The sequence below is a fragment of the Pseudolysobacter antarcticus genome (genome assembly GCF_004168365.1).
GTDB classification, from domain to species: Bacteria; Pseudomonadota; Gammaproteobacteria; order Xanthomonadales; family Rhodanobacteraceae; genus Pseudolysobacter; species Pseudolysobacter antarcticus.
Genome location: NZ_CP035704.1, coordinates 4,087,528 through 4,114,070 on the forward strand (window position 1 = coordinate 4,087,528; position 26,543 = coordinate 4,114,070).

The 26,543-nt window shown below is 58.9% G+C and carries 30 protein-coding genes; 18 read left to right on the forward strand and 12 right to left on the reverse strand.

From position 1 onward, the window contains the following. The first annotated feature begins 9 nt into the window (after nt 1-9). The 3 genes from ELE36_RS17485 to ELE36_RS17495 are packed head-to-tail and all read left to right on the forward strand — an operon-like array spanning nt 10 to nt 1,816. Complete coding sequence (locus ELE36_RS17485; protein WP_129835573.1) at nt 10-672, forward strand: response regulator; 663 nt, start codon at nt 10-12, stop codon at nt 670-672. A gap of 37 nt (nt 673-709) precedes the next feature. Continuing rightward, nucleotides 710-1,309 carry a hypothetical protein gene (locus tag ELE36_RS17490; RefSeq protein ID WP_129835575.1) on the forward strand — a complete coding sequence of 200 codons (600 nt, stop codon included), beginning with the start codon at nt 710-712 and terminating at the stop codon, nt 1,307-1,309. A gap of 30 nt (nt 1,310-1,339) precedes the next feature. Next, the gene (locus ELE36_RS17495) at nt 1,340-1,816 is read left to right on the forward strand and encodes an RDD family protein (RefSeq protein ID WP_129835577.1); all 477 of its coding nucleotides are present in this window, start codon (nt 1,340-1,342) and stop codon (nt 1,814-1,816) included. 78 nt (nt 1,817-1,894) lie between these two features. Here ELE36_RS17495 and ELE36_RS17500 read toward each other — a convergent pair whose 3' ends face one another. Together ELE36_RS17500 and ELE36_RS20425 are read right to left on the reverse strand one after the other, a co-directional pair. Continuing rightward, the gene (locus ELE36_RS17500) at nt 1,895-2,746 is read right to left on the reverse strand and encodes a DUF2306 domain-containing protein (protein ID WP_129835579.1); all 852 of its coding nucleotides are present in this window, start codon (nt 2,744-2,746) and stop codon (nt 1,895-1,897) included. After that, nucleotides 2,743-2,955 (reverse strand): hypothetical protein, encoded by a 213-nt coding sequence (locus ELE36_RS20425; protein WP_165371677.1) that lies wholly within the window; start codon nt 2,953-2,955, stop codon nt 2,743-2,745. The genes ELE36_RS17500 and ELE36_RS20425 overlap by 4 nt, the downstream gene beginning before the upstream one ends. Nucleotides 2,956-2,970: 15 nt before the next feature. On the opposite strand from ELE36_RS20425, the gene ELE36_RS17505 reads away from it, so the two are divergent. Together ELE36_RS17505 and ELE36_RS17510 are read left to right on the forward strand one after the other, a co-directional pair. Beyond that, on the forward strand, nt 2,971-4,053 hold the full coding sequence (locus ELE36_RS17505; protein WP_207215806.1) for a sensor histidine kinase: 1,083 nt from the start codon (nt 2,971-2,973) through the stop codon (nt 4,051-4,053). Continuing rightward, the gene (locus ELE36_RS17510; protein WP_129835581.1) at nt 4,050-4,835 is read left to right on the forward strand and encodes a LytR/AlgR family response regulator transcription factor; all 786 of its coding nucleotides are present in this window, start codon (nt 4,050-4,052) and stop codon (nt 4,833-4,835) included. The genes ELE36_RS17505 and ELE36_RS17510 overlap by 4 nt, the downstream gene beginning before the upstream one ends. Nucleotides 4,836-4,857: 22 nt before the next feature. Here ELE36_RS17510 and ELE36_RS17515 read toward each other — a convergent pair whose 3' ends face one another. From ELE36_RS17515 to ELE36_RS17530, 4 genes are all read right to left on the reverse strand, one after another. Next, the gene (locus ELE36_RS17515; RefSeq protein WP_129836979.1) at nt 4,858-5,940 is read right to left on the reverse strand and encodes a sulfate/molybdate ABC transporter ATP-binding protein; all 1,083 of its coding nucleotides are present in this window, start codon (nt 5,938-5,940) and stop codon (nt 4,858-4,860) included. A gap of 212 nt (nt 5,941-6,152) precedes the next feature. Then, complete coding sequence (cysW, locus tag ELE36_RS17520; protein ID WP_129835583.1) at nt 6,153-7,037, reverse strand: sulfate ABC transporter permease subunit CysW; 885 nt, start codon at nt 7,035-7,037, stop codon at nt 6,153-6,155. Then, entirely contained in the window at nt 7,037-7,882 is an 846-nt protein-coding gene (gene cysT / locus ELE36_RS17525) for a sulfate ABC transporter permease subunit CysT (protein WP_129835585.1), read from the reverse strand. Before cysT ends, cysW begins: the two co-directional genes overlap by 1 nt. A gap of 43 nt (nt 7,883-7,925) precedes the next feature. Continuing rightward, nucleotides 7,926-8,948, reverse strand: coding sequence for a sulfate ABC transporter substrate-binding protein (locus tag ELE36_RS17530; protein WP_129835587.1), 1,023 nt, complete (start codon nt 8,946-8,948; stop codon nt 7,926-7,928). Nucleotides 8,949-9,197: 249 nt separating this feature from the next. Here ELE36_RS17530 and ELE36_RS17535 point away from each other — a divergent pair, with 249 nt between their 5' ends. Together ELE36_RS17535 and ELE36_RS17540 are read left to right on the forward strand one after the other, a co-directional pair. Beyond that, nucleotides 9,198-10,064: a DUF72 domain-containing protein gene (locus ELE36_RS17535; protein WP_129835589.1), complete on the forward strand. Its 867-nt coding sequence runs from the start codon at nt 9,198-9,200 to the stop codon at nt 10,062-10,064. A gap of 152 nt (nt 10,065-10,216) precedes the next feature. Continuing rightward, nucleotides 10,217-10,864, forward strand: coding sequence for an energy transducer TonB (locus ELE36_RS17540; RefSeq protein ID WP_129835591.1), 648 nt, complete (start codon nt 10,217-10,219; stop codon nt 10,862-10,864). A 73-nt stretch (nt 10,865-10,937) separates the two neighbouring features. Here ELE36_RS17540 and ELE36_RS17545 read toward each other — a convergent pair whose 3' ends face one another. Continuing rightward, nucleotides 10,938-14,114 (reverse strand): DUF3616 domain-containing protein, encoded by a 3,177-nt coding sequence (locus tag ELE36_RS17545; RefSeq protein WP_129835593.1) that lies wholly within the window; start codon nt 14,112-14,114, stop codon nt 10,938-10,940. Between the two features lie 254 nt (nt 14,115-14,368). On the opposite strand from ELE36_RS17545, the gene ELE36_RS17550 reads away from it, so the two are divergent. Beyond that, the gene (locus ELE36_RS17550) at nt 14,369-14,854 is read left to right on the forward strand and encodes a DUF456 domain-containing protein (RefSeq protein ID WP_129835595.1); all 486 of its coding nucleotides are present in this window, start codon (nt 14,369-14,371) and stop codon (nt 14,852-14,854) included. 32 nt (nt 14,855-14,886) lie between these two features. On the opposite strand, the gene ELE36_RS17555 is transcribed toward ELE36_RS17550, so the two are convergent. Further along, complete coding sequence (locus ELE36_RS17555; protein WP_242512297.1) at nt 14,887-15,315, reverse strand: GFA family protein; 429 nt, start codon at nt 15,313-15,315, stop codon at nt 14,887-14,889. A 49-nt stretch (nt 15,316-15,364) separates the two neighbouring features. Beyond that, on the reverse strand, nt 15,365-15,838 hold the full coding sequence (locus ELE36_RS17560) for a hypothetical protein (protein ID WP_129835599.1): 474 nt from the start codon (nt 15,836-15,838) through the stop codon (nt 15,365-15,367). 448 nt (nt 15,839-16,286) lie between these two features. Between ELE36_RS17560 and ELE36_RS17565 the strand changes: the two genes are divergently transcribed. From ELE36_RS17565 to ELE36_RS17575, 3 genes are all read left to right on the forward strand, one after another. Continuing rightward, a complete protein-coding gene (locus ELE36_RS17565; protein ID WP_129835601.1) occupies nt 16,287-16,718 on the forward strand; it encodes an OsmC family protein in 432 nt (143 codons plus the stop codon). An 87-nt stretch (nt 16,719-16,805) separates the two neighbouring features. Beyond that, nucleotides 16,806-17,192: a tautomerase family protein gene (locus tag ELE36_RS17570; RefSeq protein WP_129835603.1), complete on the forward strand. Its 387-nt coding sequence runs from the start codon at nt 16,806-16,808 to the stop codon at nt 17,190-17,192. Nucleotides 17,193-17,380: 188 nt separating this feature from the next. After that, complete coding sequence (locus tag ELE36_RS17575; protein ID WP_129835605.1) at nt 17,381-19,135, forward strand: DUF885 domain-containing protein; 1,755 nt, start codon at nt 17,381-17,383, stop codon at nt 19,133-19,135. 125 nt (nt 19,136-19,260) lie between these two features. On the opposite strand, the gene ELE36_RS17580 is transcribed toward ELE36_RS17575, so the two are convergent. The 3 genes from ELE36_RS17580 to ELE36_RS17590 all read right to left on the reverse strand — a co-directional run bounded on the left by ELE36_RS17580 (nt 19,261) and on the right by ELE36_RS17590 (nt 22,598). Further along, the gene (locus tag ELE36_RS17580) at nt 19,261-20,256 is read right to left on the reverse strand and encodes an integron integrase (RefSeq protein ID WP_129835607.1); all 996 of its coding nucleotides are present in this window, start codon (nt 20,254-20,256) and stop codon (nt 19,261-19,263) included. A 642-nt stretch (nt 20,257-20,898) separates the two neighbouring features. Next, nucleotides 20,899-21,087 (reverse strand): hypothetical protein, encoded by a 189-nt coding sequence (locus ELE36_RS17585; RefSeq protein WP_129835609.1) that lies wholly within the window; start codon nt 21,085-21,087, stop codon nt 20,899-20,901. After that, nucleotides 21,084-22,598, reverse strand: a complete 1,515-nt coding sequence (locus ELE36_RS17590; protein WP_129835611.1) for an IS1182 family transposase — start codon at nt 22,596-22,598, stop codon at nt 21,084-21,086. The genes ELE36_RS17585 and ELE36_RS17590 overlap by 4 nt, the downstream gene beginning before the upstream one ends. A gap of 97 nt (nt 22,599-22,695) precedes the next feature. On the opposite strand from ELE36_RS17590, the gene ELE36_RS17595 reads away from it, so the two are divergent. The 7 genes from ELE36_RS17595 (at nt 22,696) to ELE36_RS17625 (ending at nt 26,522) form a co-directional block, all read left to right on the forward strand. Beyond that, complete coding sequence (locus tag ELE36_RS17595; protein WP_207215807.1) at nt 22,696-23,076, forward strand: VOC family protein; 381 nt, start codon at nt 22,696-22,698, stop codon at nt 23,074-23,076. A gap of 99 nt (nt 23,077-23,175) precedes the next feature. Beyond that, nucleotides 23,176-23,622 (forward strand): GNAT family N-acetyltransferase, encoded by a 447-nt coding sequence (locus ELE36_RS17600; RefSeq protein WP_129835615.1) that lies wholly within the window; start codon nt 23,176-23,178, stop codon nt 23,620-23,622. Between the two features lie 464 nt (nt 23,623-24,086). Continuing rightward, a complete protein-coding gene (locus tag ELE36_RS17605; RefSeq protein WP_129835617.1) occupies nt 24,087-24,515 on the forward strand; it encodes a VOC family protein in 429 nt (142 codons plus the stop codon). Between the two features lie 175 nt (nt 24,516-24,690). Further along, complete coding sequence (locus ELE36_RS17610; protein WP_129835619.1) at nt 24,691-25,014, forward strand: hypothetical protein; 324 nt, start codon at nt 24,691-24,693, stop codon at nt 25,012-25,014. 125 nt (nt 25,015-25,139) lie between these two features. Beyond that, on the forward strand, nt 25,140-25,427 hold the full coding sequence (locus tag ELE36_RS17615) for a hypothetical protein (protein WP_129835621.1): 288 nt from the start codon (nt 25,140-25,142) through the stop codon (nt 25,425-25,427). 128 nt (nt 25,428-25,555) lie between these two features. Then, complete coding sequence (locus tag ELE36_RS17620; protein WP_129835623.1) at nt 25,556-26,011, forward strand: DUF3592 domain-containing protein; 456 nt, start codon at nt 25,556-25,558, stop codon at nt 26,009-26,011. A gap of 205 nt (nt 26,012-26,216) precedes the next feature. Next, a complete protein-coding gene (locus ELE36_RS17625) occupies nt 26,217-26,522 on the forward strand; it encodes a YciI family protein (protein ID WP_129835625.1) in 306 nt (101 codons plus the stop codon). The last annotated feature ends 21 nt before the right edge of the window (nt 26,523-26,543 follow it).

Consider the following 26,543-nt stretch of genomic DNA (forward strand, 5'->3'; position numbering starts at 1 on the left):
GTGAGTGCCATGAACGCCATCAAAAAACACAGCGCGATCCGCGTCGTTATCGTCGACGATCATGTTCTGGTGCGCCAGGGCATCCGCAGTTTTCTCGATACCGAACCGGACCTCAACATCGTCGGCGAGGCCGGTGATGCCGATACCGCGATCGCAGTATGCGCCGCCGAAAAACCCGACGTCGTGCTGGTCGATCTGGTCATGCCCGGCGGTGGTGTCGAAGCCGCCCGCGGCATCAAACAGACCAGTCCGAATACCGCGATCATCGTGCTCACCTCGTTCGAGGATGACGCGCGCATGCTCGAAGCGATCCAGGCCGGCGCGCTTTCATATTTGCTGAAAGACATCGCCGCCGAAGACCTCGCCACCGCAGTGCGGCTGGCCGCGCGTGGCGAAGCCACGCTGCATCCGCGCATCGCCGCACGTTTGGTCAGCGCGGTACGTAATCCCGCCGGCGGCGGTTCCGCACTCGCCGATATCCTGAGTCAGCGCGAGCGCGATGTGCTCATGCTGATCGCCGAAGGCATGAGCAATATCCAGATCGCCACGCGCTTGGAAATCGGCGAGAAAACGGTCAAGACGCATGTCAGCAATCTGCTCGGCAAACTCGGCGTGAATGATCGCACGCAGGCTGCTGTGTTTGCTTGGCGGCGTGGGTGGGTGAGTTCTTGAACTGCGGCGATAATTCATATCGGCCGTTAGGCATCAAATGGAGATCAAGGATACTCATCCATATGTAAGAGCGATGGAGCAGATCAAACGTCGAGTTGACACAATCAACGCTTGCTCAGATGGTCGCGTTCGCCTTTCTGGACCGCCGCGCGTGGAATGTGCAGCACTGCAACTCCGCATGGTTCTTGAGCTAATCGCGCTTGCTTCTTTGGCAGCAAACAAGGAGTTGTTCCAAAAACAGTCGATACGCTTCGAAAAGCGCTGGCACCCCGGCGAGATCATCAAAGACCTAGAAAAGCTCAACCCCAGGTTCTATCCCATTCCATTTCGGTCGAGCGAGCCTGACGATTCAGGAGTGCGCAGTCATCTACCGTTTGACCGTTTTCTGTCAAAAGATAAGCTCGTTGAGGTGCATGGCAGATGCGGAAATGTTTTGCATGCACGCAATCCATTCGGCAAGCCAATAGACTATGAGAAGTTCCTCTTAGATGTCCTCGCGTGGACAAACGATGTCACTTCCTTGTTAAACACTCACGAGATCTGGCTTCTTGGTGATGACCACTTTCACGTTGTGAATATGACAGAGGAAGGCAACGACGCCGTTCGCATGTATACGTTTCAGCGTTCGGATGTCTAACTCCAGCATCAAGCCCCTTAGGAGAGTTCAATGCAGGACCAAGACCTTGAGTACGTCGGCTTTTGGCCGCGCGTCGGCGCGAGCATCCTCGATACAATCATACTCATGCTCATCACCGGGCCACTTTTGATCGCAATCTATGGATGGTCCTACTTCACCGCTCAGAGTAAATCATTAATTGCCGGGCCTGCAGATTTCCTTATTTCCTGGGTATTCCCCGCTATTGCTGTAATTCTTTTCTGGTCGTATAGGCAAGCCACTCCTGGAAAGATGGTTATTGCTGCGCGTGTCGTGGACGCAGAAACAGGACGAAGTCTTTCCATAGCTCAGTCGATTGGTCGCTATCTTGCGTACTTCGTCGCCATGCTTCCTCTGTTTCTCGGAGTCATCTGGATCGCTTTCGATCCAAAGAAACAGGGCTGGCATGACAAACTCGCCGGTACTGTTGTCGTTCGCTCGCGGCACCGCGGTCCAGAGCCAGTGCGGTTTCGCGGAGCTAATAATTGAATTAAACCAAGCTGCATAATTCGCGATGAAACATTCCACACGCAGGAACCGTGAGCGCCCCACAACATAGCCGTATCACTACATCTTCGGCAGCCACATGCCCATCAGTGCGCCGAAAATTCCCACGCCCATCGCCACGGTGAGCACGAACAATCCCGCTGCAAAGGCGATGCGTACCACGGCGTTATCGCGGCGCTGCACCGCGAAATAGACTTCGAGCACGGCCAGCGGCAGCAGAGTTTGGGCGAACGACAAAACGCTCAAGGTCGGGCCGGTGAATGTGTCTGGATCAAAACCGGCAGGGCCGTGATTGAGCAGAATCCAGAACATCAATCCGATGCGATAGAACCACACGGCGTTGGCGACCAGATACAGGCGCAGCGCCCAGCGGCGGTGCACGACAAGTTGCCGCGCGAGCGCATGGCGCAGCGCCATGATCGCGCAGAGCCAGATCAGCAATGCGCCGAACGTGCTGCCAAGATGCTGCGGCAAATCGCCGACGCTGCCGCGAATCCAGAGCATGTACAAACCGGCAAGGCTGGTGGTGCAGACGGCTAGCAAAAACACGCGCCCGTTCCAGCGATGCAACGCCGGTGCGCGTTGCCGCACCATCGGAATCAACTGGATCAGCCCGCCGATAACGATGATGACCGCGAGAAAAATATGCATCACGATAGCAAAGTTGCCCGCGCTATCGCCGGGTATGTAGCCATGCGGCATGACCTTGTTCAGCACCAGCCAGTCGCCACGCGCAGCAGCCGCGCCGTAGAGAAACAGCAAGTAATAGACGAACATCAATTGGCCGATCGCGGCCACGACAAACCAGAAAACCACAGCGGCTTTCAGCGCGATGCTGGCGAAGGTTTGTGCCGTGTGTTTTTTGCCGTTGATCGCCGTCGTTGCCGGAATATCCAAACGCTGGTTGGTCATTGAAGGCTCGCCTTGTCGTGCCACATCCGCGCCTGTTGCGCCGTGTAACTCTGGTCGAACGCGCAGACACGGAAAACTGATTTGCGACGAACGACGGTTATGCGGTTATCGACGACGACCGGTGCCGACGAACCACCCGGGGCGATACGAACATTCATCGAATTCGGGCCGACTTCCAACGTTTCGCGCGGGCAAAACTCGACGTTCATTGCTATCGTTATGCAATGCCTGCCACCGCTGCCAAAACCAATCCAAAAGGCTTCGCCCGAATCCTGAGTTGGCGTCGCGTCAAGGTCGCGCTGATTGCGTCGCTGCTGCTCAGCGTGTTGCTGATGCCGGGCTGGAAACTTTCGTACGCGCTGCTATGGGGCCGCTTCCTTTTTGTCGGCCTGATGCTGTTGCTGACGTTTGGACTTTTCGAGGTCTGGCCGGCGCGTCTTCCGACATGGTTTGCGCGGTGGGCTTTGCAAGTTCTGGCGGTGGCATTCGCGGTGCCGTTCGCGGTGTTCGCGGCGTATTCGCTGACGACGATCGGCTTGCAGCCGTCGTGGTGGCACGATGCGGATCGTCTGAGCGGATTCGGCGGCATGACCGTACTCGGTTTGTTGTCGGCGCCGTGGATTGTGGTCGCGGCACTGCTGCGCCAGATCAGAGGCGAGGCGGAGCGACAAGCGCTGGCCTTTGATCTCGAGCGCAGCGAGTTCGAGCGCCAGGCGCTCGACGCGCGGCTGCGTCTGCTGCAAGCGCAGATCGAGCCGCATTTCCTGTTCAACACGCTGGCGAATGTGCGCGAACTCGTCGATGCCAGATCGCCGCATGCATCCAGCGTGCTCGACAGCCTGATCGCGTATCTGCGCGCCGCGGTGCCGCGCCTGCACGAACCGGCATCGACACTCGCGCAGGAACTCGACCTCGTGCGCGCCTATCTCGAAGTCATGCATATGCGCATGCCTGATCGGCTGCAATTCACGCTGCACGCGGACGATGCTGCGCTACCGCTGTTCTGCCCGCCGATGACATTGTTGACGCTAGTCGAAAACGCTGTGCGCCACGGCATCGATCCGGCCGAAGACGGTGGCCGCGTCGAAGTTCGGGTACGTGTGCACGAAGGCCGTTGCCTCGCCAGCGTGATCGATACCGGCGTCGGTCTTGCGCCCGTTGGCAACAGCCTCGGCACAGGATTGGTGAACTTGCGCGAACGCTTGCAACTTGCGTTCGGCGGCGATGCGCAGCTGCGCTTGTCGGCGCTCGAACCGCACGGCGTGTTCGCGGAACTGGATTTCCCCGCGATACGGAATGCAACTTGACAAGCCAACGTCCAACCGCGTTGATCGCCGATGACGAACCGCTGCTGCGCAAGGCGCTCGCGCGCGGTCTCGCGCAGGAATGGCCCGAGTTGAACGTGATCGCGCAGGCGCGCAATGGCCGGGAGGCAGTCGAGCAGTTCGAGGCGCAGCAGCCGGATATTTGTTTTCTCGACGTGCACATGCCGGGCGTGTCGGGCATCGAGGCCGCGCGCTTGATTGGCCGGCGCGCACATCTGGTTTTCGTCACCGCTTATGACACGTACGCCGTGCAGGCGTTTGAACACGGCGCGCTCGACTATCTCGTCAAACCCGTCGAGTCCGCACGCCTGAGCGATACCGTCGCACGACTCAAGGATCGCCTGCGCGCCTCGCCGCCATCGATCGACACCGATGCGCTGCTCGATCAACTCGCCGCGCGGCTGCGCAAGAACACGACGCCGGCGTCACTAAACTGGCTGCGCGTTTCGGTCGGTCAATCGCTGCGACTGGTCGCGATCAATGACATCGATTATTTGCGTTCCGACGAAAAATATACGCGTGTGGCTTGGCGCGCAGACGACGGAAAACCGAACGAGGGGCTGATCCGCACGCCGCTGAAGGACCTGCTTGCGCAACTTGATAGCACGCAGTTCGCCCAGGTGCATCGCGCCGTCGTCGTCAACCTGCGCGCGATCAGCCATGTCACGCGCGATGCCAACGAGACCGCCGATATTCATCTGAAAGGCCGCAGCGAAGTGCTGCCGGTGAGCCGCAGCTATTTGCATTTATTCCGGCAGATGTAATCGATTCTGGCGTACCGCCGAATCACGTGGGCCGCAAAATATGGCGCTGATCATTCGCCGCAAACAACGTCAGTTCCTGCGGTCGCAACTTCACGCTGCTGCCTTGTTGCAGCGCAAGTCGATGCAACTCTGCTGGCGGCAATTCGGCTTCGAGGGTTTGCGCGAACGCGGCGATTTTCAATTCGATACGGAACACGCTGCCCGCGGCGTAAATGTGGCTGATCGTCGCAGCGAGTCCGGGTTCGATCGGTGCGAGCAGTCGCCAGTGTTGCGGACGCACGAACGCGAGTGCTGCACCGTCCGGCAAATTACTACTGGAATCGCTGCATAAAATTTCATTGCCGACATGCACGGCGCCGTGTTCGATGCGGCATTCAAAACGATTGGCGCGGCCGATGAATTCGTAGACGAACGGCGTCGCCGGTTCATCGTAAACACGTTCCGGCGTGTCGATCTGCTCGATGCGACCGCGGTTCATCACGACCACACGATCGGACAATTCCAGCGCTTCTTCCTGATCGTGGGTGACAAAAATGCTGGTGAGTTTCATCTCCTCGTGCAGATGGCGCAGCCAGCGTCGCAGCTCCTTGCGCACTTGTGCATCGAGCGCGCCGAACGGTTCGTCGAGCAGCAGGATTTTCGGCTCGACCGCGAGTGCACGCGCGAGCGCAACACGCTGCCGCTGACCGCCGGAAAGCTGCGCCGGAAAGCGTTTTGCGAGATCGGCAAGCTGCACTCTTTCGAGCAACTCGGTGACTCGCTTGGTGATCTCGATTTTGCTCGGTCGCTCGCGGCGCGCACGCACGCGCAAACCGAACGCGACGTTCTCGAACACGGTCATGTGGCGGAACAATGCGTAATGCTGAAACACCAGGCCGACGCCGCGCTCGCGCACGCTGATCGCCGACAGATCGCGACCGTCCGCAAGCATGCTGCCGCTGTCCGGGAAATCCAGCCCTGCGAGTATGCGCAGCAACGTGGTCTTGCCCGAACCGGACGGCCCGAGCAAGGCCAGAAATTCGCCTTCGCGAATATCCAGATCGATGCCATCGAGCGCGGTGAAGCCACGAAAATTCTTGTGGATGCCGCGTAATTCAATGCTCATCGCGCCGGCCTCGTCGGCGGGCGATTTCGGTTTCGATCCACGCGTGGGTTCGGGCGAAATTTGCTCATGTGCAGAGCTTGCCACGGATTGCGTTGCCGTGGCAGCTCGCAGCGCGACGACCTGTGCATCACGGCGCGATACGGTCGGCGCCGCTGCGGCGTGCGCCAGCACATCGCCAGAAAACTCGGAAATCAGTGCCTGCATCGGTTCGTTCATGGATTGCGCCTTTGTGCGGCCAGCGCGTCGCCGTACTTCCACTCGAGCAGCGTTTTCAGCGCGAGTGTGAGCAGCGCGAGCAAGGCCAGCAGGGAAGCGACGGCGAACGCGCCGACGAAGTTGTATTCGTTGTACATGATCTCGATTTGCAGCGGAATGGTATTGGTCAATCCGCGAATATGGCCGGACACCACCGACACCGCGCCGAACTCGCCCATCGCGCGCGCATTGCACAACAGCACGCCATACAGCAGCGCCCATTTGATGTTGGGCAAGGTCACGCGAAAAAATGTCTGCCAGCCGCTGGCGCCGAGCATCCACGCGGCTTCTTCGTCATCGCTGCCTTGCTCCTGCATCAGCGGAATCAGTTCGCGCGCGACGAACGGAAAGGTCACGAACAAGGTCGCGAGAATGATGCCCGGCACGGCGAAAATAATCTTGATGTCGTGCGCGTTGAGCCACGGCCCGAGCCAGCCTTGCAGGCCGAAAACCAGCACGTAGATCAGGCCGCAAATCACCGGTGAAACGGTAAACGGCAGATCGATCAGAGTGAGCAACAACGCCTTGCCGCGAAACTGGAACTTGGTGATCGCCCACGCCGCGGCGACGCCAAAAACCAGATTCAGTGGCACCGAAATCGCCGCGGTGATCAAGGTGAGTTTGATCGATGCCCAGACTTCGCGCTCACGAATCGCATCGAAGTAATACGCAAACCCCTTGCCGAGCGCTTCGACAAAAACCGCCGTTGCCGGCACCAGCAAAACCACGGCGAGATAGACCAGCGCGAGCAGGATCAGCAGCGTCGGCGCGATGCGCAAGGTTTTGGCATGGCGCGCGCGCGGGGCGAGCTTCGCTGCAATCACGGGCGCAGTCGTGGACATCAGCTTGCATCCTTGGCGCTGCGGCGCCGCATCCACGCTTGCGCGGCGTTGATGATCAGCAGCAAAGCAAACGACACCATCAGCATCACGACCGCGATCGCGGCGGCGCCGCTGTAATCATATTGTTCGAGTTTGGTGATGATCAGCAGCGGCGTGATTTCGGAGACGAACGGCACGTTGCCGGCGATGAAAACCACCGAGCCGTATTCGCCAACCGCACGTGCAAACGCGAGCATGAATCCTGTCAGCAACGCCGGTGCCAATGCCGGGAAAATCACGCGCGCAAAAATCTGCCAGCGCGTCGCGCCGAGCGAATACGCGGCTTCCTCGACTTCGGTTTCGAGATCCTGCAATACCGGCTGCAACGTGCGCACGACAAACGGCAGGCCGATGAAAATCAGCGCGACCAGAATACCGATCGGCGTGAACGCAACCTTGATGCCAAACCACGCCAACAGCGGCGCGCCGAGCCAGCCGTTCTGGCCGTACACCGCCGTGAGCGCGATGCCGGCAACCGCCGTCGGCAAAGCGAACGGCAGATCGACCATCGCATCGATCAAGCGTCTGCCGGGAAACCGATAGCGCACGAGCACCCACGTCACGAGCAGGCCGAACACGGCGTTGATAAATGCCGCCAGCAAGGCCATGCCGAAACTCAGACGAAACGACGCGAGCACCCGCGGCGCGCTGATCGCCGTCCAGAATTGCGCGAGCGTCATGCTGAAGGTTTTGAGGAACACCGCGGCGAGCGGAATCAACACGATCAGCGCGAGATACAAGAGCGTGTAGCCCAAGGTCAGATTGAAGCCGGGCAACACACGACGCTGGACGACGATACTGCTCATCGCGAAGACAAATCAGCGAATCGTGGCGGCGGCCCGAATAGCACTATTTCGCGCCCGGCTGGTAGATCGCATCGAAGCTGCCGCCATCAGCGAAATGTGTGGCCTGGGCTTTTTTCCAGCCACCAAATTGCTCATCAATCGTGAACAATTTCAATGCCGGGAATTTGTCAGCGTAACGCTTGGCGACTTCGGCATTGCGCGGTCGATAATAATTTTTCGCCGCAATTTCTTGCCCTTCCGGCGTGTACAAAAACTGCAGATAGGCTTCGGCGATTTTGCGCGTATCGTGCTTGTCGACCACTTTGTCGATCACCGCCACCGGCGGTTCAGCGAGAATGCTCAGGCTTGGCACGACGACTTCAAACTTGTCCTTGCCGAGCTGGTTCTGCGCGAGAAACGCATCGTTCTCCCAGCCGATCAATACATCGCCGACGCCGCGCTCGACGAACGTCGTCGTGGCACCGCGCGCGCCGGTATCAAGCACCGGCACATGCTTGTACAACTCTGTGACGAACGCGCGCGCCGTGGCGTCATCGCCGCCCGGCTGACGTGCCGCCCAGCCCCACGCCGCAAGGAAATTCCAACGCGCGCCGCCCGAGGTTTTCGGATTCGGCGAAATCACCTGCACCTCGGGTTTGATCAGATCGGCCCAGTCATGGATGCCCTTCGGATTGCCCTTGCGCACGAGAAAAACAATCGTCGAGGTAAACGGCGTGCTGTTTTCCGGCAGGCGTTTTTGCCACGCGGCATCGGTGAGCCCACGCTGCGCGATCGCATCGATATCCCACGCCAATGCCAGCGTGACGATATCGGCATCAAGCCCGTCGATCACCGCACGCGCTTGTTTGCCGGAACCGCCATTCGAGGTGTTGATGACGAGTGTGTCACCGGTTTTTTCTTTCCACTCCTTGGCGAAAGCCGTGTTGACGTCGCGATACAATTCACGCGTCGGATCGTAGGAAACATTCAGCAGCGTCACATCCTTGGACCAGACCGATGCCAGCGGCAGCACGGCGGACAATGCGGTGGCAATGAGCAGCAGGCGCGTCGATCGGCGAGTAGTCATGGTCGGTCGTTCCACTAATGAGGGATGAGTGATCTTAGGCGCACGCGCGGTCAAGCGGAATTGGAAATCTGTTATATGCATATGCAGGCTAAAAAAGTGTCAACGCCGACTGGATGAAGCAGAAGTGTCAGCTTCAAATCCGCCAGCCATGATCGTATCGCCCAGATTCGAAGCCGCATTTTGCAGCGCTGTATTTCGCAAATGCGTGCGATAACATCGGCGTATCACGGCGCAATGGAAGGAAAACTCATGGCAACTCGTCAGCAACGTGCTGCGAAATCTGCGCCGGCAGCGGATCTGTTGGCCGATGCACCAGTCGCACCCGACGGCATTCGTGTTGGCATCGGCGGCTGGACATTCGCGCCGTGGCGCAGCAACTTTTATCCGGCTGGATTGGTGCAACGCCGCGAGCTCGAATTCGCCAGCCGCCATGTCAATTCGATCGAGATCAACGGTACCTGGTACGGCGCGCAGAAACCGGCGACCTACGCCAAATGGCGCGACGAGACGCCCGCGGATTTTGTATTTTCGGCGAAGGCGCCACAGCGCATCACGATGTCGCGCACGCTGGCGAAAACCGGCGGTGCGATCGATGACTTTCTCGGCGACCTTGCCACGCTCGGCGACAAACTCGGGCCGGTCGTGTGGCAATTTGAAAAGGGTCGAAAACTTGATCTTGAGGATTTCGCCGAGTTTCTGAACCTGCTGCCGAAGCAGATAAATGAGCATCGCATGCGCCACGTGCTTGATGTGCGCGATCCGGATTTCGTCAATGCCGATTACATTGCGCTGGCGCGGCGCCACGGCATGGCGATAGTGTTCACCGACTCGAACGAGTATCCGTCATGCGCCGACCTCAGCGCCGATTTTGTCTACGCGCGACTCATGCAATCGCGCGCCGCGATAGAAACCGGCTACACCGAAAGCGAACTGCAACGTTGGGCGCAGCGTGCGCGTTTGTGGGCCAGCGGCGGCGAGCCGGATGATCTGCCGCGCATCGCGCCAGCTGCAGAACCCGTGGCGAAACGCGACGTGTTCATCTACTTCATCAGCGCCGCGAAAGAACGCAATCCCGCCGCGGCGATGGCATTGCTGCAGCATCTCGGATCACGCTGACCGCGCTGGATTCATGCACGGTATTTTCTTGCTCACATCTTTCGCAAATATTCTTCGCTCGTTTTAACCCCGCCTCATTCACGACCGCGTTGCAGCTTTCACAGCCTGTGCTGTGGCGCCTTGCGCGCTGTCCTGCTGACGGGAGTCGAGCCATGCATACCCACGTTGCTACCCTGCCCTACCTGCCCGCCGTGCAATGGCGCCGAGTCAGCGCTACCGCGGCCACCATCGCCGTGCATCTGCTGGCCGGTGTGCTGTTGCTGGCGCCGCTTGCGCCACCGTTGCGCCAGCCGACGGTGGCGCCGGATACGGTGGTCGTGAACATGGTCGAGGCGCAACCGAAAAAGGAAATTCCGCCGCCGCTCGATGTGCCCGTGATCAAACATGTGCAGCCGATCCACCCGCCGCAGCCGATCTTGCCGACACCAACGGTCGTCGATAATCCTGAGCCGACGATCATGTCGATACCGGCCGTGCCGGGCATCCCGACCGGCCCCGCCGAATTGCCGGCGTCATCCGGCAAAACCGAAAGCGCCGGTTATCGCGGTTCGACCCGCGTGACGTATCCGCGCGAGGCGTTGCGCGCACGCGAACAAGGCAAGGTGATCCTGCATGTCATGGTCGATGCCGAAGGTTTGCCGCAGACCATCGAGATCGCCAAATCCAGCGGCTCGCCGCGACTCGATCGCGCCGCACGTGAGGCCGTGTTGCACTGGCATTTTGTCGCGGCGATCGAGAACGGCAAAACGATAGCGTCGTGGGTGCAGGTGCCGATCGCGTTCAATCTCAGCGATCAATAAATCTTGCCGATTCCATGTATCGATGCCGAGCCGTCATGCGGCCGGCATCGATACATGCGCGATATCGCGGCGATCAGTTGCCATCAAAACCGGTGTGGAAAATCACGTCCGGCTGGCCGAGCAAAACCTGATCGATGCGGAATTTTTTCCAGTTGTCGTAGGGCAAAGCCTTGGCCGCGCCGTCATCACCATCCGGCGGCAGGGTTGGATCGTAGAAGTTGCGCGAGCCTTCATCGCTGACCAGTTCGAGCGCATCGTTATCGGTCAACACATGGTTCGGCAACTCGACGATGCCTTCGACATTCAGCCCGACCAGATTCGCCGTGCGCCTCACCGGCGCGTCGGTCGATTTACCGCTCCACGTATACAACGCGCCCATATCATCGGTGCCGTCGAACGGGCCTGCGGCGATCAGACAACCGTAGCTATTGCATTTGATTTCGCGCACACCGAGACCGCCGAGATCGAGCAGGATGGGCGCACCGAACAGCGCTTGTCCGCTCGTATGACCGGCGCTACCCGATGCGAGCGCGGCGAAATTGGTTGTCGGTACGAGCAATGCGCGCACGCGCGGATTCGTCGTATCGGCATTCGCTGCCGGGCCGCTCGCCGGCAACAACGGCGCGCGGAATCCGAGCCACGTCGTGCTGCCGTCCGGACTGAAACTCATGCCTTCGATATTGAAGCCGTCGATGCTCTTCGGCACGATGCCGTGGCTGCCGCTCGCATCGGTATATGAGCTCGCCGCGAGGCCGAGATAATCCGCGCCGAGGCCATGCAGGTTGGCGTGATCCCATGCCACGAGATCGTCGCGCAGATGCTCGTAATAGCCAGTCACCGCGATCGTGGTCGCCGCGCCAACGCCGCTCAGATCGGTTGCAAAAATACGCTCGCGGTTCGGTTTGCGATTACCTTTTTTCGAGTTGCCGTGCGAGCCGGACCAGTAAATGCGATTTGTATTGAGCGGATCCTGCGCAGTCGCCTCGATATCCACTTCGTAGTCATCCGGTGTGCCGGTCAGGCCGAGAAACGGCGTGACATCGGTGCCGGCCAACGGCGGCCCGGAGAAGTAGCGCGAGTAGATGCGCAGCACCTGATTTTCATCGCCGCCGACCAGCGTATAACCTTGGCCGAGCGGTTGCGCGGCAGACGCATCGGCGTCGCCGATTGGCCAGATCGTCGCGGCCACGCCGGGCGCCGACCAGACACTCGACGCGGCGTAATGCAGCACCATGCTGGTCGTGCGATTGCCGCTATCGGTCGCGGTCACGGTGATGTCGGCGTAGCCCTCGGCGGCGGGATCGATATGCAACGCGGAGATGCCGTGCAGCAGATCGGCAGGATTGCTGACACAGTTTTCGATGCTCAGGCCCGATGCCGGAACCACGACCGGATTGCTGCTGCTCACGGCCAAAACCAGATCGCTGCATGGCGTGTTGTCGGCAGCTTCGCTGATCGTGAAAACCAGGCCGCGTGCGTACGTACCAAACGTGTAGTCGGTCGGATCGCCAATCACGCCGGAGAACGCGTCGGGCAATCCGGCAATCACCGGCGATGGCGGCACGAAGCCGGTGCCGCTCAAGCTGGCCGCACTCGCCGCAGGATTTGAATCGCTGCCGATCGCGACACTGCCACTGCGTACGCCAGCCGCGCTCGGTGTGAATACGATGCCGAAACTACACGTGCTATTCGCAGCCACGCTGGCGCCGCTGCAGGTATCCGCGCTCGTCGCAAAATCGCCGATCACATTCACGCTGGTGATATGCAGATCGGCAGCGCCATCGTTGCTCACGCTGACGGTTTGCACGGCGCTACTGTTGCCGACCGTGATCGAACCGAAATCAACTGGCGCCGACAATACCGCGTGCGGATATTGCACCAGCGCCACGCCGGTGCCGCTGAGCGTTTGCGCGAGCGCGGCCGGGCTGGAGTCGCTGGTTATCGACAAGCTGCCGCTGCGTGCGCCTGCGACGGTGGGCGAAAATTGAATATTGATCGTACAGGTCGTGCTCGCAGCGATCGGTGCGGCGCTGCAGGTTTCGCTGCTGACCTGAAAATCGCCGCTCGGCGTGATCGCTGAAACATGCAGATCGGCACTGCCGTCGTTGCTCAGTGTGATCGCTTGCGGAGTGCTGCTCGCGCCAAGGTTGATCGATCCGAAATCGAGCGGTGTCGACAAACTTGCGTGCGGCGCGGCCACGACCGGATTCACTGGTGCAAACGCGATGCCGCGCATGAAAGTATTGGTCGCAGCGCTGGCGATCTTGGTCGGCGTGGCGCCGAGCGCACCGTTGAACCCGCTGCTGTCGGTGAGCGTATCGAGCTCGCCATCGATGCTCATGAAAAGCGTCACAGTGTCGCCGCTGGTGCTGGCGATCAAGCCGCGATATTTTCCGCTCGCCGTGCCGCTGGCAGTCCACGCGCTGCCGTTGAACGAATACTTCAGCACACCCAGCGCATCGTCGGCGACATACAAGGTATTCAACCCCGCAACACTCGTACCCAAGTGCACGAGGGCGAACGCGTACGGTGATCCGCTGGCCGGAATGCCCGGCAAATTGCTGATCGTCTGTCCGGCCACGGTCGGCGCGCCTGTGCCTACTGCGCCGATGCGCACCGCAGTGCCCGAACTCGTACCCACATACAACTGGCCGGCGAAAATTTCGAGCTGACGCAAGTTGGTCAGCGTGGTCGACAACTGCGTTGATGTGCTCGCGCCAAGTGCGGCATAACGCAATCCGCCGGCCGCGCCTGCTACCCACACTTGCGTGCCATCGAGACTGGTCGCGCTGCGCGCATTGTTGGCGGTCGAAAAATCGGTCAGCGCGGTGCTGGTATCGATCGCGCCAGTGGCATCGATCAGGCCGGCCACGCGCGGCGTGGCGGTCGCGCTGGTGCCGGCGATGCTCGCCACGCCGGGTGCGGCGGCGTATCCGCTCAAAACGAGAAAACGCCCATCGGCGCTGCGCGACAGCAAACCTTCGCTGCTCGCGCTGCCGCTTGCGGTGAGCGGATTGATGCCTGCACTGGCGGCGGTCGGCAATGCGATCGATTGCACGAGCGTACCGCCCGACGTGTATTCGTCGATGAACACCGCCGTGCTTGCGCTGGTCGGCGCGCTGGCGCCAGTGCCGATGCGATACACCGCGATGTTGCCGCTCGCGAACGGCGCCGCATCAGCGTACGGGCACACGCTGGCGAGTGCCGCGAACAGGGCGAAAAAAGTGCGACAGGTTTGGCGTTGATACATCGGGTGTCCTCATCGCCAGGATCGGCGCAGTGTCAAAACCGCGCAGCCTAGATGAGACGTGTGACGTTTGGCTTACAGCGTTGGCAGCGCGAATATTTTCGTCTGCCAGCGTGCGTCGGTATTGCAGCCGACGCTTGCGAATATCGGTGCGGCTCGCCGCCTGCGCAACAAAGTCAACAGCGCCGCAATATCCGTTCCACCGCGATTAACCTCGACACCGTACACTGCGCCGTCGCTCCAGCCCCTTGTCCCCGATGCCCATCAGCCTGCTGTATGTCTGCTCCGCACTATTGATTCTGTGCGGCCTGATCGGTGCGGTCGTGCCGATCATTCCGGGGGTGCCGCTGATGTTCGCCGGCATGTGGCTGGCGGCGTGGGCGGATGGTTATCAAAGCGTCGGGATGTATACGTTGATCGTGCTCGGTGTGCTCAGCTTGCTGGCAATCCTGCTCGATTTTTTCGCCAGCATGCTCGGCGCAAAACGAGTCGGGGCCAGCGCATGGGCGGTGTTCGGCGCGACCGCCGGTACGCTGGTTGGATTGTTTTTTGGCCTGTTCGGATTATTGCTCGGGCCGTTTGTCGGTGCGCTGCTCGGCGAGCTGGTCGACGGCGGCACCTTGCGCAAGGCCGGACATGTCGGCATCGCGACGTGGCTCGGCATGCTGGTTGGTACGCTGGTAAAACTCGCGATCTGTTTCAGCATGCTCGGGATTTTTCTGCTGAAGTTTTTTCTGCGCTAGCGGTATATCGCTCGGACGGAAAATTCCGCCACTCAATCACGCGACAAATGCGCCACCGCTGCGGTGCTGGCTTCGCGCCGGGTATCGTCGAATAGCGTGATCTCGATATGTTCGATTGTCGCCGCGTCGAGGCAATGCACGTTGACGTCCACGCCATTGGGATGCGAGCGCGGAATATAAAACGCCTTGATGCCGCAGACCTTGCAGAATCGATGTTTGGCGACACTGGTATTGAACGTGTATTCGGTCAGTGCATTAGCACCGTCGAGTAGGCGGAAGCGCGACGCCGGCACGATCAGATGCAGAAATCCGCTCATGCGGCAGATCGAGCAATTGCAGTCGAGCGCATCGATACGCGCGGGCGCCTGCACCTCGAATCGCACGCGGCCGCAATGACATTGTCCGAGATGAATCACCATGTCGGGATGCTGCCGATTGGCATCGGCTCGCCAACGCAGCAACCTACTCGGCGGCGTGCGCACTCGAGCGAATTGATGCCGACCAACGCCATTATCGCGACCGTCTCAGCGCTAGAATCCCCAGCACGATAAACAGCGCAAGCACGGCCAATTGCGCTATCGCAAATGGCGGCTCCTGCTGCGTCGGTGCGGCGGCGTGCAGCAGCGGAATCTTGGCGAACCCCTGAGCGACCAGAACAAATACCAGAAAATATTCGCTGATGACGATACCGCCCGCGTACACCCAGCGACCGACGCGCGAGCGTGGCGACGAGCGATCCGCAATAAACACCGCGGCGAGCACCAGCAAGGCAATGATGCCGACGGCAATCGCCGGGGTCATGCCATGGAACGGGAAAAAGAATCCGGTCACGCTGGTGGCTACGGCCAGATACAGAAACCACGACGTCCATGCGCGTGTTACCGATGCGCCGAGCAGTGCGCGAATCGCAAACACGCCAGCCAAAATCGCCAGAATGCTGATCGCGGTATGAAACGCGGTGAACAAGCCAAGAGCGTTGATCATTTCTGTTTCCTAGTTTTTGAATGAAGTGCAACACCGAGGTTGAAGTGCGAACCCGCAGCGGATAAAAACGCACCGCCAACCATGCTTCCCGCTCGCGGATGCTGATCTGTCAGGCAGTGAACATCATCGAATCGCAAGCCCCATCGGCCTCGAATTCCATCGAGCCAGCGCTACGCGGGCAAGACCAAAATTTCCCCAAGTGATCCGATGCGGATGCATGCAACAAGGCCGCTGCATTCGCGCTCCAATGATGCCTTGCCCCCAGCGTATTCGCCACCAGATTATTTCCACCCTGCCGAGGTTGCCCATGCAAACTGGATTCCCGCTGGCGCCTTTTCGGGCAGCGACTTAACAGTGGATTTGCGCAATATGTTTTAGCATCGACACTCGGTGCGTGATTGCATCGCGCGCTGGCAGATTCATCCTCGCAACGATCTGGAGACTACACATGAATATCAAACGTACCGCTTCCGCTGCCTGGCAAGGCGGCATTAAAGATGGCAAGGGCAGTATCTCGACGCAGAGCGGCGCGCTTGCCGCTTATCCGTACGGCTTCAGCAGCCGCTTCGAAGGCAAGCCCGGCACCAATCCCGAAGAACTCATCGGCGCCGCGCATGCGGGCTGTTTCACGATGGCGTTGTCGCTGATGCTCGGCGAAGCGGGCCTCACCGCGACACACATGGATACCACCGCCGAAGTCACGCTGGAAAAACTCGACGACGGTTTTGCTATCACCGCGGTGCATCTCACGCTGAAGGCAACAATCCCCGGCACCGATCAGGCCACGTTTGAACAGATCGCGGCCAAGGCCAAAGCCGGCTGCCCTGTATCCAAATTGCTCAACACCAAGATCACGTTCGATGCCACGCTGGTAGCGTGATGCGAGCGTGGCAAGCGTCGCCGCACCTGCCCGACGCCGGTCGAAGCTGCTGTGTTTTTTCCTGACCAATCATCAAAGGATTTACCCATGCCACTCGCAAGAATCGATCTGATCGAAGGCAAGTCCGCGGATTATCGCGCCGGTATCGGCGAAGTCATTTACGAAGCGATGCGTTCCGCCCTGGACGTGCCGGCTGATGATCGTTTCCAGATCATCACCGAACATCGCGCCGACCAAATGGCGATGGACAAGACCTATCTTGGCATCACGCGGACCGACAACTGCGTGATCATCCAGATCACCTTGAACGAAGGCCGCACGTTCGAAAAAAAGGCGGCGTTTTATCACGCCGTCGCCGAGGGTTTGCATGCACGCATCGGCCTGCGCAAGGAAGATGTTTTCATCAACCTGGTCGAAGTGAAAAAAGAGAACTGGTCGTTCGGCAACGGCGAGGCGCAGTACGCGCCGAAGTGATTGCGGGTTCAAACTCGCGCGTATCTCGTCGATGAATCCGTCACTCCAACGAAGGCTGAGTGGCTTTTCAACAGCGAAGCTGGTCAATGACGAGCGGAGACCATCGCCGAATGGCACTACTTTCGGCCTATTTGCGCGCGCGCCAATTGCGGCTAACCTCGGCTGTCATCATCGACCCGAGGTGTGCCATGTTTCGTCGTCATTTGTTCACCGTCATCGCGCTCACATTGAGCAGCGCCTGCGTCTTCGCGGCCACGCCCGAATGGGTAACCAAGAGCAACAAGAACGCGCAGTTGCTGCTCGATGTGCAGGCCAGCTTCAATCCCGAATTCGCCGCGCGCAGCGGCTTGAACGGTTACGATGACAAGATCATCGACCTCGGTCCGAACGTCAACGCGCGTTCGCGCGAGGCAACCCAAAAGGTCAAGGCCGAACTCGAAAAACGTCTCGCCACCGAGACCGATGCGCATGTCAAGCAGGATCTCGAAATCATGCTGCAGGCCGCGAGCCTGCGCATCGCGGATAGCGAGCTCAACGAGAAATATTTCCTGCCGTATACCGATATCGGCCAGCTCGAATTCAACGGCTTGCGCGCACTGCTCAACGACCAGATCGATGCCAAACGCCGCGACGTCGCGCTGATCCGCCTGAAGCGTTATGCCGGCCTGGAAAAAGGTGGCACGCCACTAACCGAGCTTGCCAAACGCCGCACGCTGGAACATCTCGACAACACCGCGCTACAGGGTCCGTTCAAGACCGAACTCGAACAAGGTGTGGCGAATACGCCGCGTTACATCAGCGGTATTCGCGAGCTGTTCGTGAAATACAAGATCAAGAATGCCGATGCCGCCCTCGCCGCGCTCGAACAGCAGCTCAAGGATTACAGCGAGTGGACACGCAGCACCGTGTTGCCGCGCGCGCGTGCGGATTTCCATCTGCCGCCGGAAGTGTATGCGCATAACTTGAAACAGGTCGGCATCGATATTCCGCCGGAGCAACTGATCGCCGCGGCGCAGCTCGAATTTGCCGAAACGCGCAATGAAATGCGTTCACTCGCAGCGATTATCGCGAAAGAAAAAGGCTATGCCAGCAGCGACTATCGCGATGTGATCCACGAACTGAAAAAGAAGCAGCTGGCACGCGATACGATCGAGCCGTATTACAAAGATCGCATCAGCGCGATCGAGGACATCATCCGCCGCGAGCATATCGTCACCGTGCCGAATCGGCCGATGATCATGCGCGTGGCCTCCGAGGCCGAAAGCGCCGCGCAACCGGCGCCGCACATGGAACCACCGCGCCTGATCGGCAATACCGGCGAACGCGGCCAGTTTGTGTTGCCGCTCGGCGTGCCGACCGGTGATGCGTCCAGCACCTACGACGACTTCACCAACGAAGCCGCGTCGTGGACCCTGACCGCACACGAAGGCCGCCCGGGCCACGAGCTGCAGTTTTCCTCAATGGTGGAAAACGGCGTATCACTCGCGCGCAGCCTGTTCGCCTTCAACAGCGTCAATGTCGAAGGCTGGGCGCTGTACGCCGAAGCGGAAATGAAACCGTACGAGCCGCTCGAAGGCCAGATGATCGCCCTGCAAGCGCGTCTGCAACGCGCCGCGCGTGCGTTCATCGATCCGATGGTGAATCTGGGCCGCATGACGCCGCAACAGGCGCACGACATTCTGACGCAGGATGTCGTGTTATCCGAAGCGATGACCAAGCAGGAAGTGGATCGTTACACCTTCCGCTCGCCCGGCCAGGCCACGAGTTATTTTTACGGCTATACGCGCCTGATGCAATTGCGGGTGGAAACGGAATTGAAGCTCGGCAACAAAAAACTGGATCGCCAGGCATTTCATGATTTTATTTTGGCGCAGGGTTTATTGCCGCCAGATTTGTTACGTAAAGCGGTAATGGACGTTTTTGTGCCGAGTCAGCTTAAATAGTAATTTCAGAATTGTGGCCGCCCCGCAGAAAATGCGCGGGCGGCCCGCTTTCGCCACGGCGCTTTTTTAACCACGCGGAAGATATCGAAACTGTTTTCGGTCAAGCCTCATTGCAGGCTTGAAGTTCATAACGAATCCAGCGGGCTCAACACGCCTCGGCCACCCTTGTTCATCACGTGCGTATAGATCTGCGTGGTGCTCACATCCTGATGGCCGAGTAGTTCCTGCACCGTGCGAATGTCGTATCCCGATTGCAGCATGTGCGTGGCAAAACTGTGGCGCAGTACATGCGGCGTACACGGCTTGTCGATGGCAGCACGCTTCGCGGCAAGGGAAACGGCTTTCTGGATCGACTGCTCGTGCACATGATGCCGCCGTTGCGCGGCCGAGCGCGGGTCGATGCTGCGCACCGCACTCGGAAACACGTATTGCCAGCCCCATGACTTCGCCGCGTTTTTGTATTTCATCGCGAGCGCATCTGGCAACCAGACGCTGCCCATGCCATCGGCCAGATCCTTCTGATGCAAAGCCCGCGCGTGCTCAATCTGCTCACGCAACGGCAAAATCAGATTCTCCGGTAATACCGTAATCCGATCCTTGCTGCCTTTGCCTTCGCGGATGATGATTTCGCGACGCTCGAACTCGATATCCTTGATGCGCAGTCGCAGCCCTTCCAGCACACGCATGCCAGCGCCATAAAGCAATGAAGCCACCAGCCACGTGACGCCGTTCAACTGCAACAACAGCTCGCGAACTTCACGCTGCGTGAGTACCACGGGCAAGCGCCGCGAAACCTTCGCCGCCACCACCTCGCTCAACCACGGCAACTCGATTTGCAGCACCTTCTTGTACAGGAACAGCAACGCCGCCTTGGCCTGATTTTGCGTACTCGCGGACACCTTTCGCTCGACCGCCAAGTGCGTCAAAAACGCCTCCACCTCGGCAACACCCATATCACGTGGATGGCGTTTTTCATGAAACAAAATAAAACGCCGCGCCCAGTCGGCATACGCATCCTCGGTGCGGATCGAATAATGCAGCGCACGAATACGCGCACGCAGTTGATCCAGCAATTTTGGCGATTGCGAGCCCGCAACAACGGAATTTTTCGCCCTCTCCATCCGCGAAATATTAGGCGGCCTAAATCTGGGAAGCAAGTGCGAGCTGTGTGAACGGCAAGCACTTTTATAGCTACTCCTTGCTGACAGCGCCAACGCCGTTGACTTTAGAACGCCTTCGCGCAAGACTCACCACATTCCTAATTCTAGTTAGCGCCACAAAAGCACACTATGCGCATCGTGATATTAGTCATTACTTTTATGCTTGTCGTCCCCGCGGACGCATTCGCGTGCAAGATTAGAGTTGGCTATCCTGAGCACTTGGATATTGATACTCCGACTCATTACTACGTCGTCAAGATCAAAAAAGCAGCGCCAGATGGCTACTCCGGCATAGTTCTTCGCTCATTCGGTGGGTACTTCCCCGCTCATCACGGAGTTAGTATTGAGTTCATACAGAATGAAGAGGCGCACGCAATTTGTCCCCGCCAATTTTCGGCTGGACACACTTATCTTTTGCAGTCCGCGAGTGAGTCCGGAGATATGGAGGTTTCTCGCTACATTGGAATCAATATCTCTTCGTCTCATGAGCGTTACAAGACCTACGTGCACGATCTCGCGGCCGCGGTCGGGCGCTAACAATTCATTCAAGCCGACCGCCGGGGTCGGGCTAGTTATTTCCAACCGCCGCCGGCCGGCGGCGGCTTAATTCAGGCGTTGAGGCTGTAGAAAAACCCCTTTTCGAGCACGCGCGATGATCTTCGCGGCGATATGAGAACGCTGCATGTCAGGGTGTTTGTCTGCCGACGCGCTCGTGGTGCGCGTCGGCATCCGGGCCATAGCTGCCTGATGCGTAAAACCCTCGAAGCGCGCGGGCTTTTCCGTTGCCTTCATGCTGCTTTTCGGTAGTTCGCCCACTTCTCGATGTTGTGCACCAGAGCGAACAGCTTCCATTGACCATCCACCTTTGTCTGGCCACGCAGGGTGAAGCGGTTGAGCCGTTTGTTGTGGCGCAGGTTACCGAACACCGGCTCGACCGTGGCGAAGCGTCTTCCATACTGTTCGCGGCCTTCGTCACTGTCGATGCGTTCGCGCATGCGTTGCGTGTGCGTGGCGATGGCTTTGCGCGTGAGCACGGCGACTTGCCGTGCCGGTGTCGTCTCGGGTTTGCGCAGGCATTGCGCTCGTCGTGTGCAGTGCTCGCACGTCGCTGCCGGCGCGCGGAACTTGATGGCGGCGTAACTACCGATGGTGCAGTCCTTGCCATTGCGATACAGCCGTTGACCGGCCGGGCAGATGGCGTGCGAATGATCTGCTGCGATGATGAAATCCTCGCTGCCAAACAGGCGCGGTTTCTTTGCTCGACGTGATTTGTCGTAAAGCGGATCGGGCTTGCTCGTGTGTTTGCCCTGCTCGGCAAACCGTTCGTCGCGACGGCGCATCTGGTTGTCGGCAATCAATGCATCGATACCGCGTTCGGCCAGTGCGGCGAGGTTGGCTTCGCAGTGATAACCGGCATCGGCGGTGATCAGCGTGGTGGCGTTGCGTTGATAGGCGCAGGCATCCAGCACCGGCAGCAGCAGCTCTTGTTCCGATCCGGTGCCATGCGCCGAGGCCTCGACAATGACCTGATGTGCAGCATCGACGACAGCGACGCCGCAGTAGCCTTGGATCACCCCTTTGTCGGTAGCCAGCTTGGCCGAGGCGTTGTCGGTGCGGTTGGATTTACGGATCGATCCGCGCGTACCGGCGCGGTCGGTGGGGTTCTCGATTAGCCACGTGCGCAGCTTCGCTGCTTCCTTCGTCAGGCGCTCGATGCGTGCGGTCGCCTTCGCATCCATGACGGTCTCGGCGCTGCCGGCATCGTTGGCCTGATGACGGTCGAGCATGGTCTTGGCGGCACGCTCCATCTTCTGTGCTTGCGCGAGAAACTCCGCGCGTGTGCCGGAGCGGTGCTTCGAGGCATTCGACGGCAGTTTGACGCCGTCGATGGCGAACATGGTTCGCCCGATCAGACCTTCCTTGCCGAGCAGCGTCAGTACCTGACCGAACACCGACGCGATCGCATCCCGCGAGCGGCTGACGAAGTCCGCGATCGTGGTGAAGTGCGGCTTGGCATCGCCCGTGATCGCGATGAACACAACATTGTCGCGGCACGCGCGCTCGATCGCACGTGAGCTGATCATGCCTTGCGAGTAGGCCAACAGCACTGCCTTGAGCAACATCGCCGGCGCATGCGCCGACGCACCGACCTCATCGTTGCGGTAGTGCGCATCGAACAGCGATAAGTCCAGCGCGTCGACGACGTGATGCACGGCGTGGGCGAACGAGCCCGGTAGCAACTGCGCTTCCAGATCCACCGGCAACAGCCGCGGACTCATGTCCACCACTTTGTAGCGCGCCATCACCGACTCCCTTGATCATCTCGCTTCTTGCGAGCAAGATCGGGGCCAGTTTTTCTACAGCTTCGTTAGGCGGCAGTGATACGCCGAGGATATGCAAATGAAAACAACACTTTCCCCCATGCTTTCAGTGCGCCGCGGTTCGCAGGCAATCCAATTCTATGAGGCAGCTTTTGGTGCCGAGGTTGTGTATCGCGTAGACGACGATTCTGGCGCGGTGGTGGCGCAGCTATCTGCCTCAGGCGCGGAGTTCTGGGTCGCTGACGAGTCGCCGGAGCATGGCAACTTCAGCCCGGAATCTTTGGACGGATCTACCTGCAGAATAGTGCTTGTGGTTGAGGATCCTGAAACTGTGTTCAAGCGCGCCATCGCTGCAGGCGCCACAGAAGTTTGGCCCGTAGATCATAGGCATTGTTGGCTCATCGGTCGCGTCGTTGACCCGTATGGGCATCACTGGGAGATAGGTAGGCCGCCCTCATGAATCGGGAACCGCCGCCTAACTACTCATTCAACGCGACCGCTACCTGCTGTCGCAATTCCCGCCGCCTCGCGCGGCGCGTTAATTCAAACGTTAGATGCCATGAACACGCCCCGCGTAATACTGTGCGATGAAGGTCAATGCGACGAACTCGAGGCGTTCCTGATTGAACGTATCTACGAGTTCAATTCGCACGCGACTGGGTACTTCGACGGAAGGCTCATTGGCGGGCAAGTGCGAAGCGAATCGGGCGAAGTCATAGCGGGCTTCAATGGCCATACCTGGGGAGGCTGTTGCGTCGTCTCGCATCTGTGGGTGCATGAATCGCAGCGAGGGCATGGCCTGGGCCAGACGCTGCTTCAAGCAGCGGAGGCAGAGGCGTCGAGTCGCGGCTGCGAGCAGATGGTCCTTTCAACGCACACTTTTCAAGCACCAGCGTTCTATGAGCGGCTGGGCTATCGAAAAGAAGCTGTCATTTCAGGCCAACCGAAGGGGCACGCGAATGTCACCTACGTCAAGAACTTGCAGCGGGGGCCGCATGGCATCTAACCCTTCCATCGAGCGGACGTGCCAAAGGCCGCTTCGCGCCCTTTGTCCCGCCGCTCATGTCAAACGTTAGGCCGCATGGAACGAGCCTTTCACTTTGAATTGGTTAGACACCGGAGGCAAACTAATGAACCAGAAGCGCAATATCGCCATCGTCGTAGGTTTGTGTTGCGCGGCGTTGCTCAGCAGTTGCGTTCCGGTGGGTCATTGCCTGCGTAACTGCGGTGCGATGACGTTGCGTCCTCAAACTGAGGAGCACGTAGTCGTCGTGAATTGCGAGAAGGCGTCGCCTCCGTGCGCTACGAAGAATTCCATTGTAAATGCAGCCCAATGAGCGCGACACCGTGCATCGCGGCCTAACTATTCGCTCAAGCGGACTGCTGCGAGTCATTGCGGCAGACTGAATCTCATCGCGGCAGCGGCCACTTAGTTCGGGTGTTCGGCGCCTGCCCAACAGGAATATCCGCATGTCAAAAACAATCACCATCAGCCTGCCTGTAACGAACCTCGATACATCCAAGGCGTTCTATTCTGCGATCGGCTTTGAGCCCAACCCAAATATTTCCGACCCTACAGCAGCAATGATGGTTTGGAGTGAAAACATTAGCGTGATGCTGTTAACCCACGACAGGTGGCGCACGTTTACCACTCGCCCCATCCCTCCAAACACCTCAAGCGAGGTTGCGTTGAATATTTCGTGCGAATCACGCGAGGATGTAGATGCAATGGCAGAATCTGCGAGCCGAAATGGCGGGACGACCGACATCAACCCCGTCGAAGATCACGGCCCCATGTACGGCCGGGACTTTTGTGACCCGGACGGACATGTGTGGGGCGCCATGTGGATGGACGCTGATGCTGGGCCGGGCGCGTGCAACAACTCGTCAGGCACCTGACAATTCACTCAAGCCGACGCCGCTTTGCGACGCGGCCGAATTCTCGCGTTAGGGCCTCAAAGTGCCATCAATCTCCGCATGGACAACGCGTGTCACAATTGGCCTTGGCCTTATAGCGCTCGCTGCTGGATGTTGGTGGCTGAAGTCAGAACACCCGCCGACAGCAGCAATTAAAGTGGCCAACGATTTCCTGCAAAAGCTCGAAGCAAAGCAGTTTGCCGAAGCATTTGAACTGACGGTCAAGCAAGTCTACGTCGGACGTAGTTCCGATGAGCTGCAAGAAATATCCAAGCGCGAGCTATGTAAAGTAGATCACCTTGTTTCTACACATCCGTTTCAGTCAAATGGGAGTTATCTGCGTCGTCTAGTTTCAGGTAGCGAAATCGATATGCCCCAAGTTCAAGTCGAGTTCGCAGGTGAGTGCCTTTTTGGCGTCGCAGTACGTCATCTACCTGGGAATCAATGGCGCGTCTATCGGTTTGCCAGTCATGCAGGCTAAATTTCAGAAACGCCAGGGCGCGCCGGCGCATACTTCTGTCGCAACTCCCGCCTCTCGCTCGGCGCGTTAATTCAATCGTCAGGCGGATAATTGAATACCCTTGTTCTAATTAGGTGAACGCTCGAATGTACGCAGCTCTTCGCACTTGGCTTATCGCTCTGACCGTATTGTTCGTGACTCTCGCGCCGATCTTCATTGCTCGAAACGTCTCTGAACACATTCTCGCATTCGGCATACTTTTCATTGATGCACTATGCGTGATGGCCGCTCGTTTCGGCTATCGACGCCTTGAAACCGCCGCCTCAAAATCCTCCCTTAATCTCAGCCAATCCTTGGTGCTCGCTGCCGGCACTGGCTTCGGTATTAGCGCTGTGCTCATCTGCGGATATCTCGCATATTTATTCGATTTGTAGCGACTGCCGCCTAATTATCCGGTCGACTAGACCGCCGCGTGGCGTTCGCGATAACCTGACCCTTCCTTCAAGCGGACTCGCCTACGGCTGTCCGCTTAAGTCAAACGTTAAGCCTCAGAGTACATCAAATGTTTCGCGTCTTTCGTAACCCGCTAATCGCCATTTGTTTGATCGTGTTTGGCATCTTTCTCATCTACACTGGCCACACAAACTCCGTTAAATTCGCGGCTTTGCGCGATCATGGCAAGACGGCCAAAGCTGAAGTAGTAAAGCTGGAGTGGAAAGAGAAGAAAATCACTCACGTTGACAGCCAATACACAGCCCACATCCACTTCACTACAGAAGATGGACGCGATATCCGTACTGAAACAGGCGTTCCAGCACAACTTGGCTCGGCCATGCGAAATGGCTCTGCCCCGCTTGCCATGACAGTCCGTTACCTTCCTGAGTCGCCCAGCACACTCCAAGACGTCAATCAAGACGACACCTCTGATGCTCAAAATGGAGTTGGTCGCTATATGTTGTGTGCGGGGCTAGCCATGCTTGCTGTTCGCTATTTCCTTTCTAGGTCGCGTGAACGTTGAGGCTAACCCTTCCTTCAAAACGGGCCCGTTCCGGCCCGCTTCGCCGTTATTCACGGTCCGCTTCTGTCAAACGTTAGGCATCAAGGTTCGCATTCTCACTTGTAGGCGCCTTAGCTCGGACGTTAGGCTTCCCGCCCACCACCCACACTGACACCCGTAGGACCGAACGTTGACTAAGTACCTAATCTCCTTCCCCGGATCGGCGATGGACATCCCGGACGAAGACCTGCCTTCCGTCAGCGAAGCGGCGCACGCAGTCATACGCGAGGCGAAAGCCGCTGGCGTCTACGTGTTCGGTGGTGGTATCAACGAGGATGTCGCGCCGCTGATGATCGCCGCCGACGGCACCATCACGAACGAGACCTATCCGCAGACCAAGGAGTTCGACGGCGGCTTCTGTGTGTTGGAACTCCCATCGCGCGAAGCCGCCGTCCAGTGGGCCGCGAAGATCGCCAAATCCTGCCGCTGCTCGCAGGAACTCCGGGAGTTCCAGTACGACCCCGAAAGCTGACCAACGAGGTCGCTGAGCATG

Excerpts from the sequence above, each read along its gene's own strand:
- ELE36_RS17530 (WP_129835587.1), bottom strand. The coding sequence starts at position 8,948 with ATGACTACTCGCCGATCGACGCGCCTGCTGCTCATTGCCACCGCATTG.
- ELE36_RS17620 (WP_129835623.1), top strand. The coding sequence starts at position 25,556 with ATGTTTCGCGTCTTTCGTAACCCGCTAATCGCCATTTGTTTGATCGTG.
- ELE36_RS17495 (WP_129835577.1), top strand. The coding sequence starts at position 1,340 with ATGCAGGACCAAGACCTTGAGTACGTCGGCTTTTGGCCGCGCGTCGGC.
- ELE36_RS17550 (WP_129835595.1), top strand. The coding sequence starts at position 14,369 with ATGCCCATCAGCCTGCTGTATGTCTGCTCCGCACTATTGATTCTGTGC.
- cysW (WP_129835583.1), bottom strand. The coding sequence starts at position 7,037 with ATGTCCACGACTGCGCCCGTGATTGCAGCGAAGCTCGCCCCGCGCGCG.
- ELE36_RS17515 (WP_129836979.1), bottom strand. The coding sequence starts at position 5,940 with ATGAGCATTGAATTACGCGGCATCCACAAGAATTTTCGTGGCTTCACC.
- ELE36_RS17565 (WP_129835601.1), top strand. The coding sequence starts at position 16,287 with ATGAATATCAAACGTACCGCTTCCGCTGCCTGGCAAGGCGGCATTAAA.
- ELE36_RS17545 (WP_129835593.1), bottom strand. The coding sequence starts at position 14,114 with ATGTATCAACGCCAAACCTGTCGCACTTTTTTCGCCCTGTTCGCGGCA.
- ELE36_RS17570 (WP_129835603.1), top strand. The coding sequence starts at position 16,806 with ATGCCACTCGCAAGAATCGATCTGATCGAAGGCAAGTCCGCGGATTAT.
- ELE36_RS17600 (WP_129835615.1), top strand. The coding sequence starts at position 23,176 with ATGAACACGCCCCGCGTAATACTGTGCGATGAAGGTCAATGCGACGAA.
- ELE36_RS17615 (WP_129835621.1), top strand. The coding sequence starts at position 25,140 with ATGTACGCAGCTCTTCGCACTTGGCTTATCGCTCTGACCGTATTGTTC.
- ELE36_RS17585 (WP_129835609.1), bottom strand. The coding sequence starts at position 21,087 with ATGAAGGCAACGGAAAAGCCCGCGCGCTTCGAGGGTTTTACGCATCAG.
- ELE36_RS17485 (WP_129835573.1), top strand. The coding sequence starts at position 10 with ATGAACGCCATCAAAAAACACAGCGCGATCCGCGTCGTTATCGTCGAC.
- ELE36_RS17580 (WP_129835607.1), bottom strand. The coding sequence starts at position 20,256 with ATGGAGAGGGCGAAAAATTCCGTTGTTGCGGGCTCGCAATCGCCAAAA.
- ELE36_RS17595 (WP_207215807.1), top strand. The coding sequence starts at position 22,696 with ATGAAAACAACACTTTCCCCCATGCTTTCAGTGCGCCGCGGTTCGCAG.
- ELE36_RS17590 (WP_129835611.1), bottom strand. The coding sequence starts at position 22,598 with ATGGCGCGCTACAAAGTGGTGGACATGAGTCCGCGGCTGTTGCCGGTG.
- ELE36_RS17505 (WP_207215806.1), top strand. The coding sequence starts at position 2,971 with ATGCCTGCCACCGCTGCCAAAACCAATCCAAAAGGCTTCGCCCGAATC.
- ELE36_RS20425 (WP_165371677.1), bottom strand. The coding sequence starts at position 2,955 with ATGAACGTCGAGTTTTGCCCGCGCGAAACGTTGGAAGTCGGCCCGAAT.
- ELE36_RS17535 (WP_129835589.1), top strand. The coding sequence starts at position 9,198 with ATGGCAACTCGTCAGCAACGTGCTGCGAAATCTGCGCCGGCAGCGGAT.
- ELE36_RS17500 (WP_129835579.1), bottom strand. The coding sequence starts at position 2,746 with ATGACCAACCAGCGTTTGGATATTCCGGCAACGACGGCGATCAACGGC.
- ELE36_RS17575 (WP_129835605.1), top strand. The coding sequence starts at position 17,381 with ATGTTTCGTCGTCATTTGTTCACCGTCATCGCGCTCACATTGAGCAGC.
- ELE36_RS17605 (WP_129835617.1), top strand. The coding sequence starts at position 24,087 with ATGTCAAAAACAATCACCATCAGCCTGCCTGTAACGAACCTCGATACA.
- cysT (WP_129835585.1), bottom strand. The coding sequence starts at position 7,882 with ATGAGCAGTATCGTCGTCCAGCGTCGTGTGTTGCCCGGCTTCAATCTG.
- ELE36_RS17490 (WP_129835575.1), top strand. The coding sequence starts at position 710 with ATGGAGATCAAGGATACTCATCCATATGTAAGAGCGATGGAGCAGATC.
- ELE36_RS17625 (WP_129835625.1), top strand. The coding sequence starts at position 26,217 with ATGGACATCCCGGACGAAGACCTGCCTTCCGTCAGCGAAGCGGCGCAC.
- ELE36_RS17560 (WP_129835599.1), bottom strand. The coding sequence starts at position 15,838 with ATGATCAACGCTCTTGGCTTGTTCACCGCGTTTCATACCGCGATCAGC.
- ELE36_RS17540 (WP_129835591.1), top strand. The coding sequence starts at position 10,217 with ATGCATACCCACGTTGCTACCCTGCCCTACCTGCCCGCCGTGCAATGG.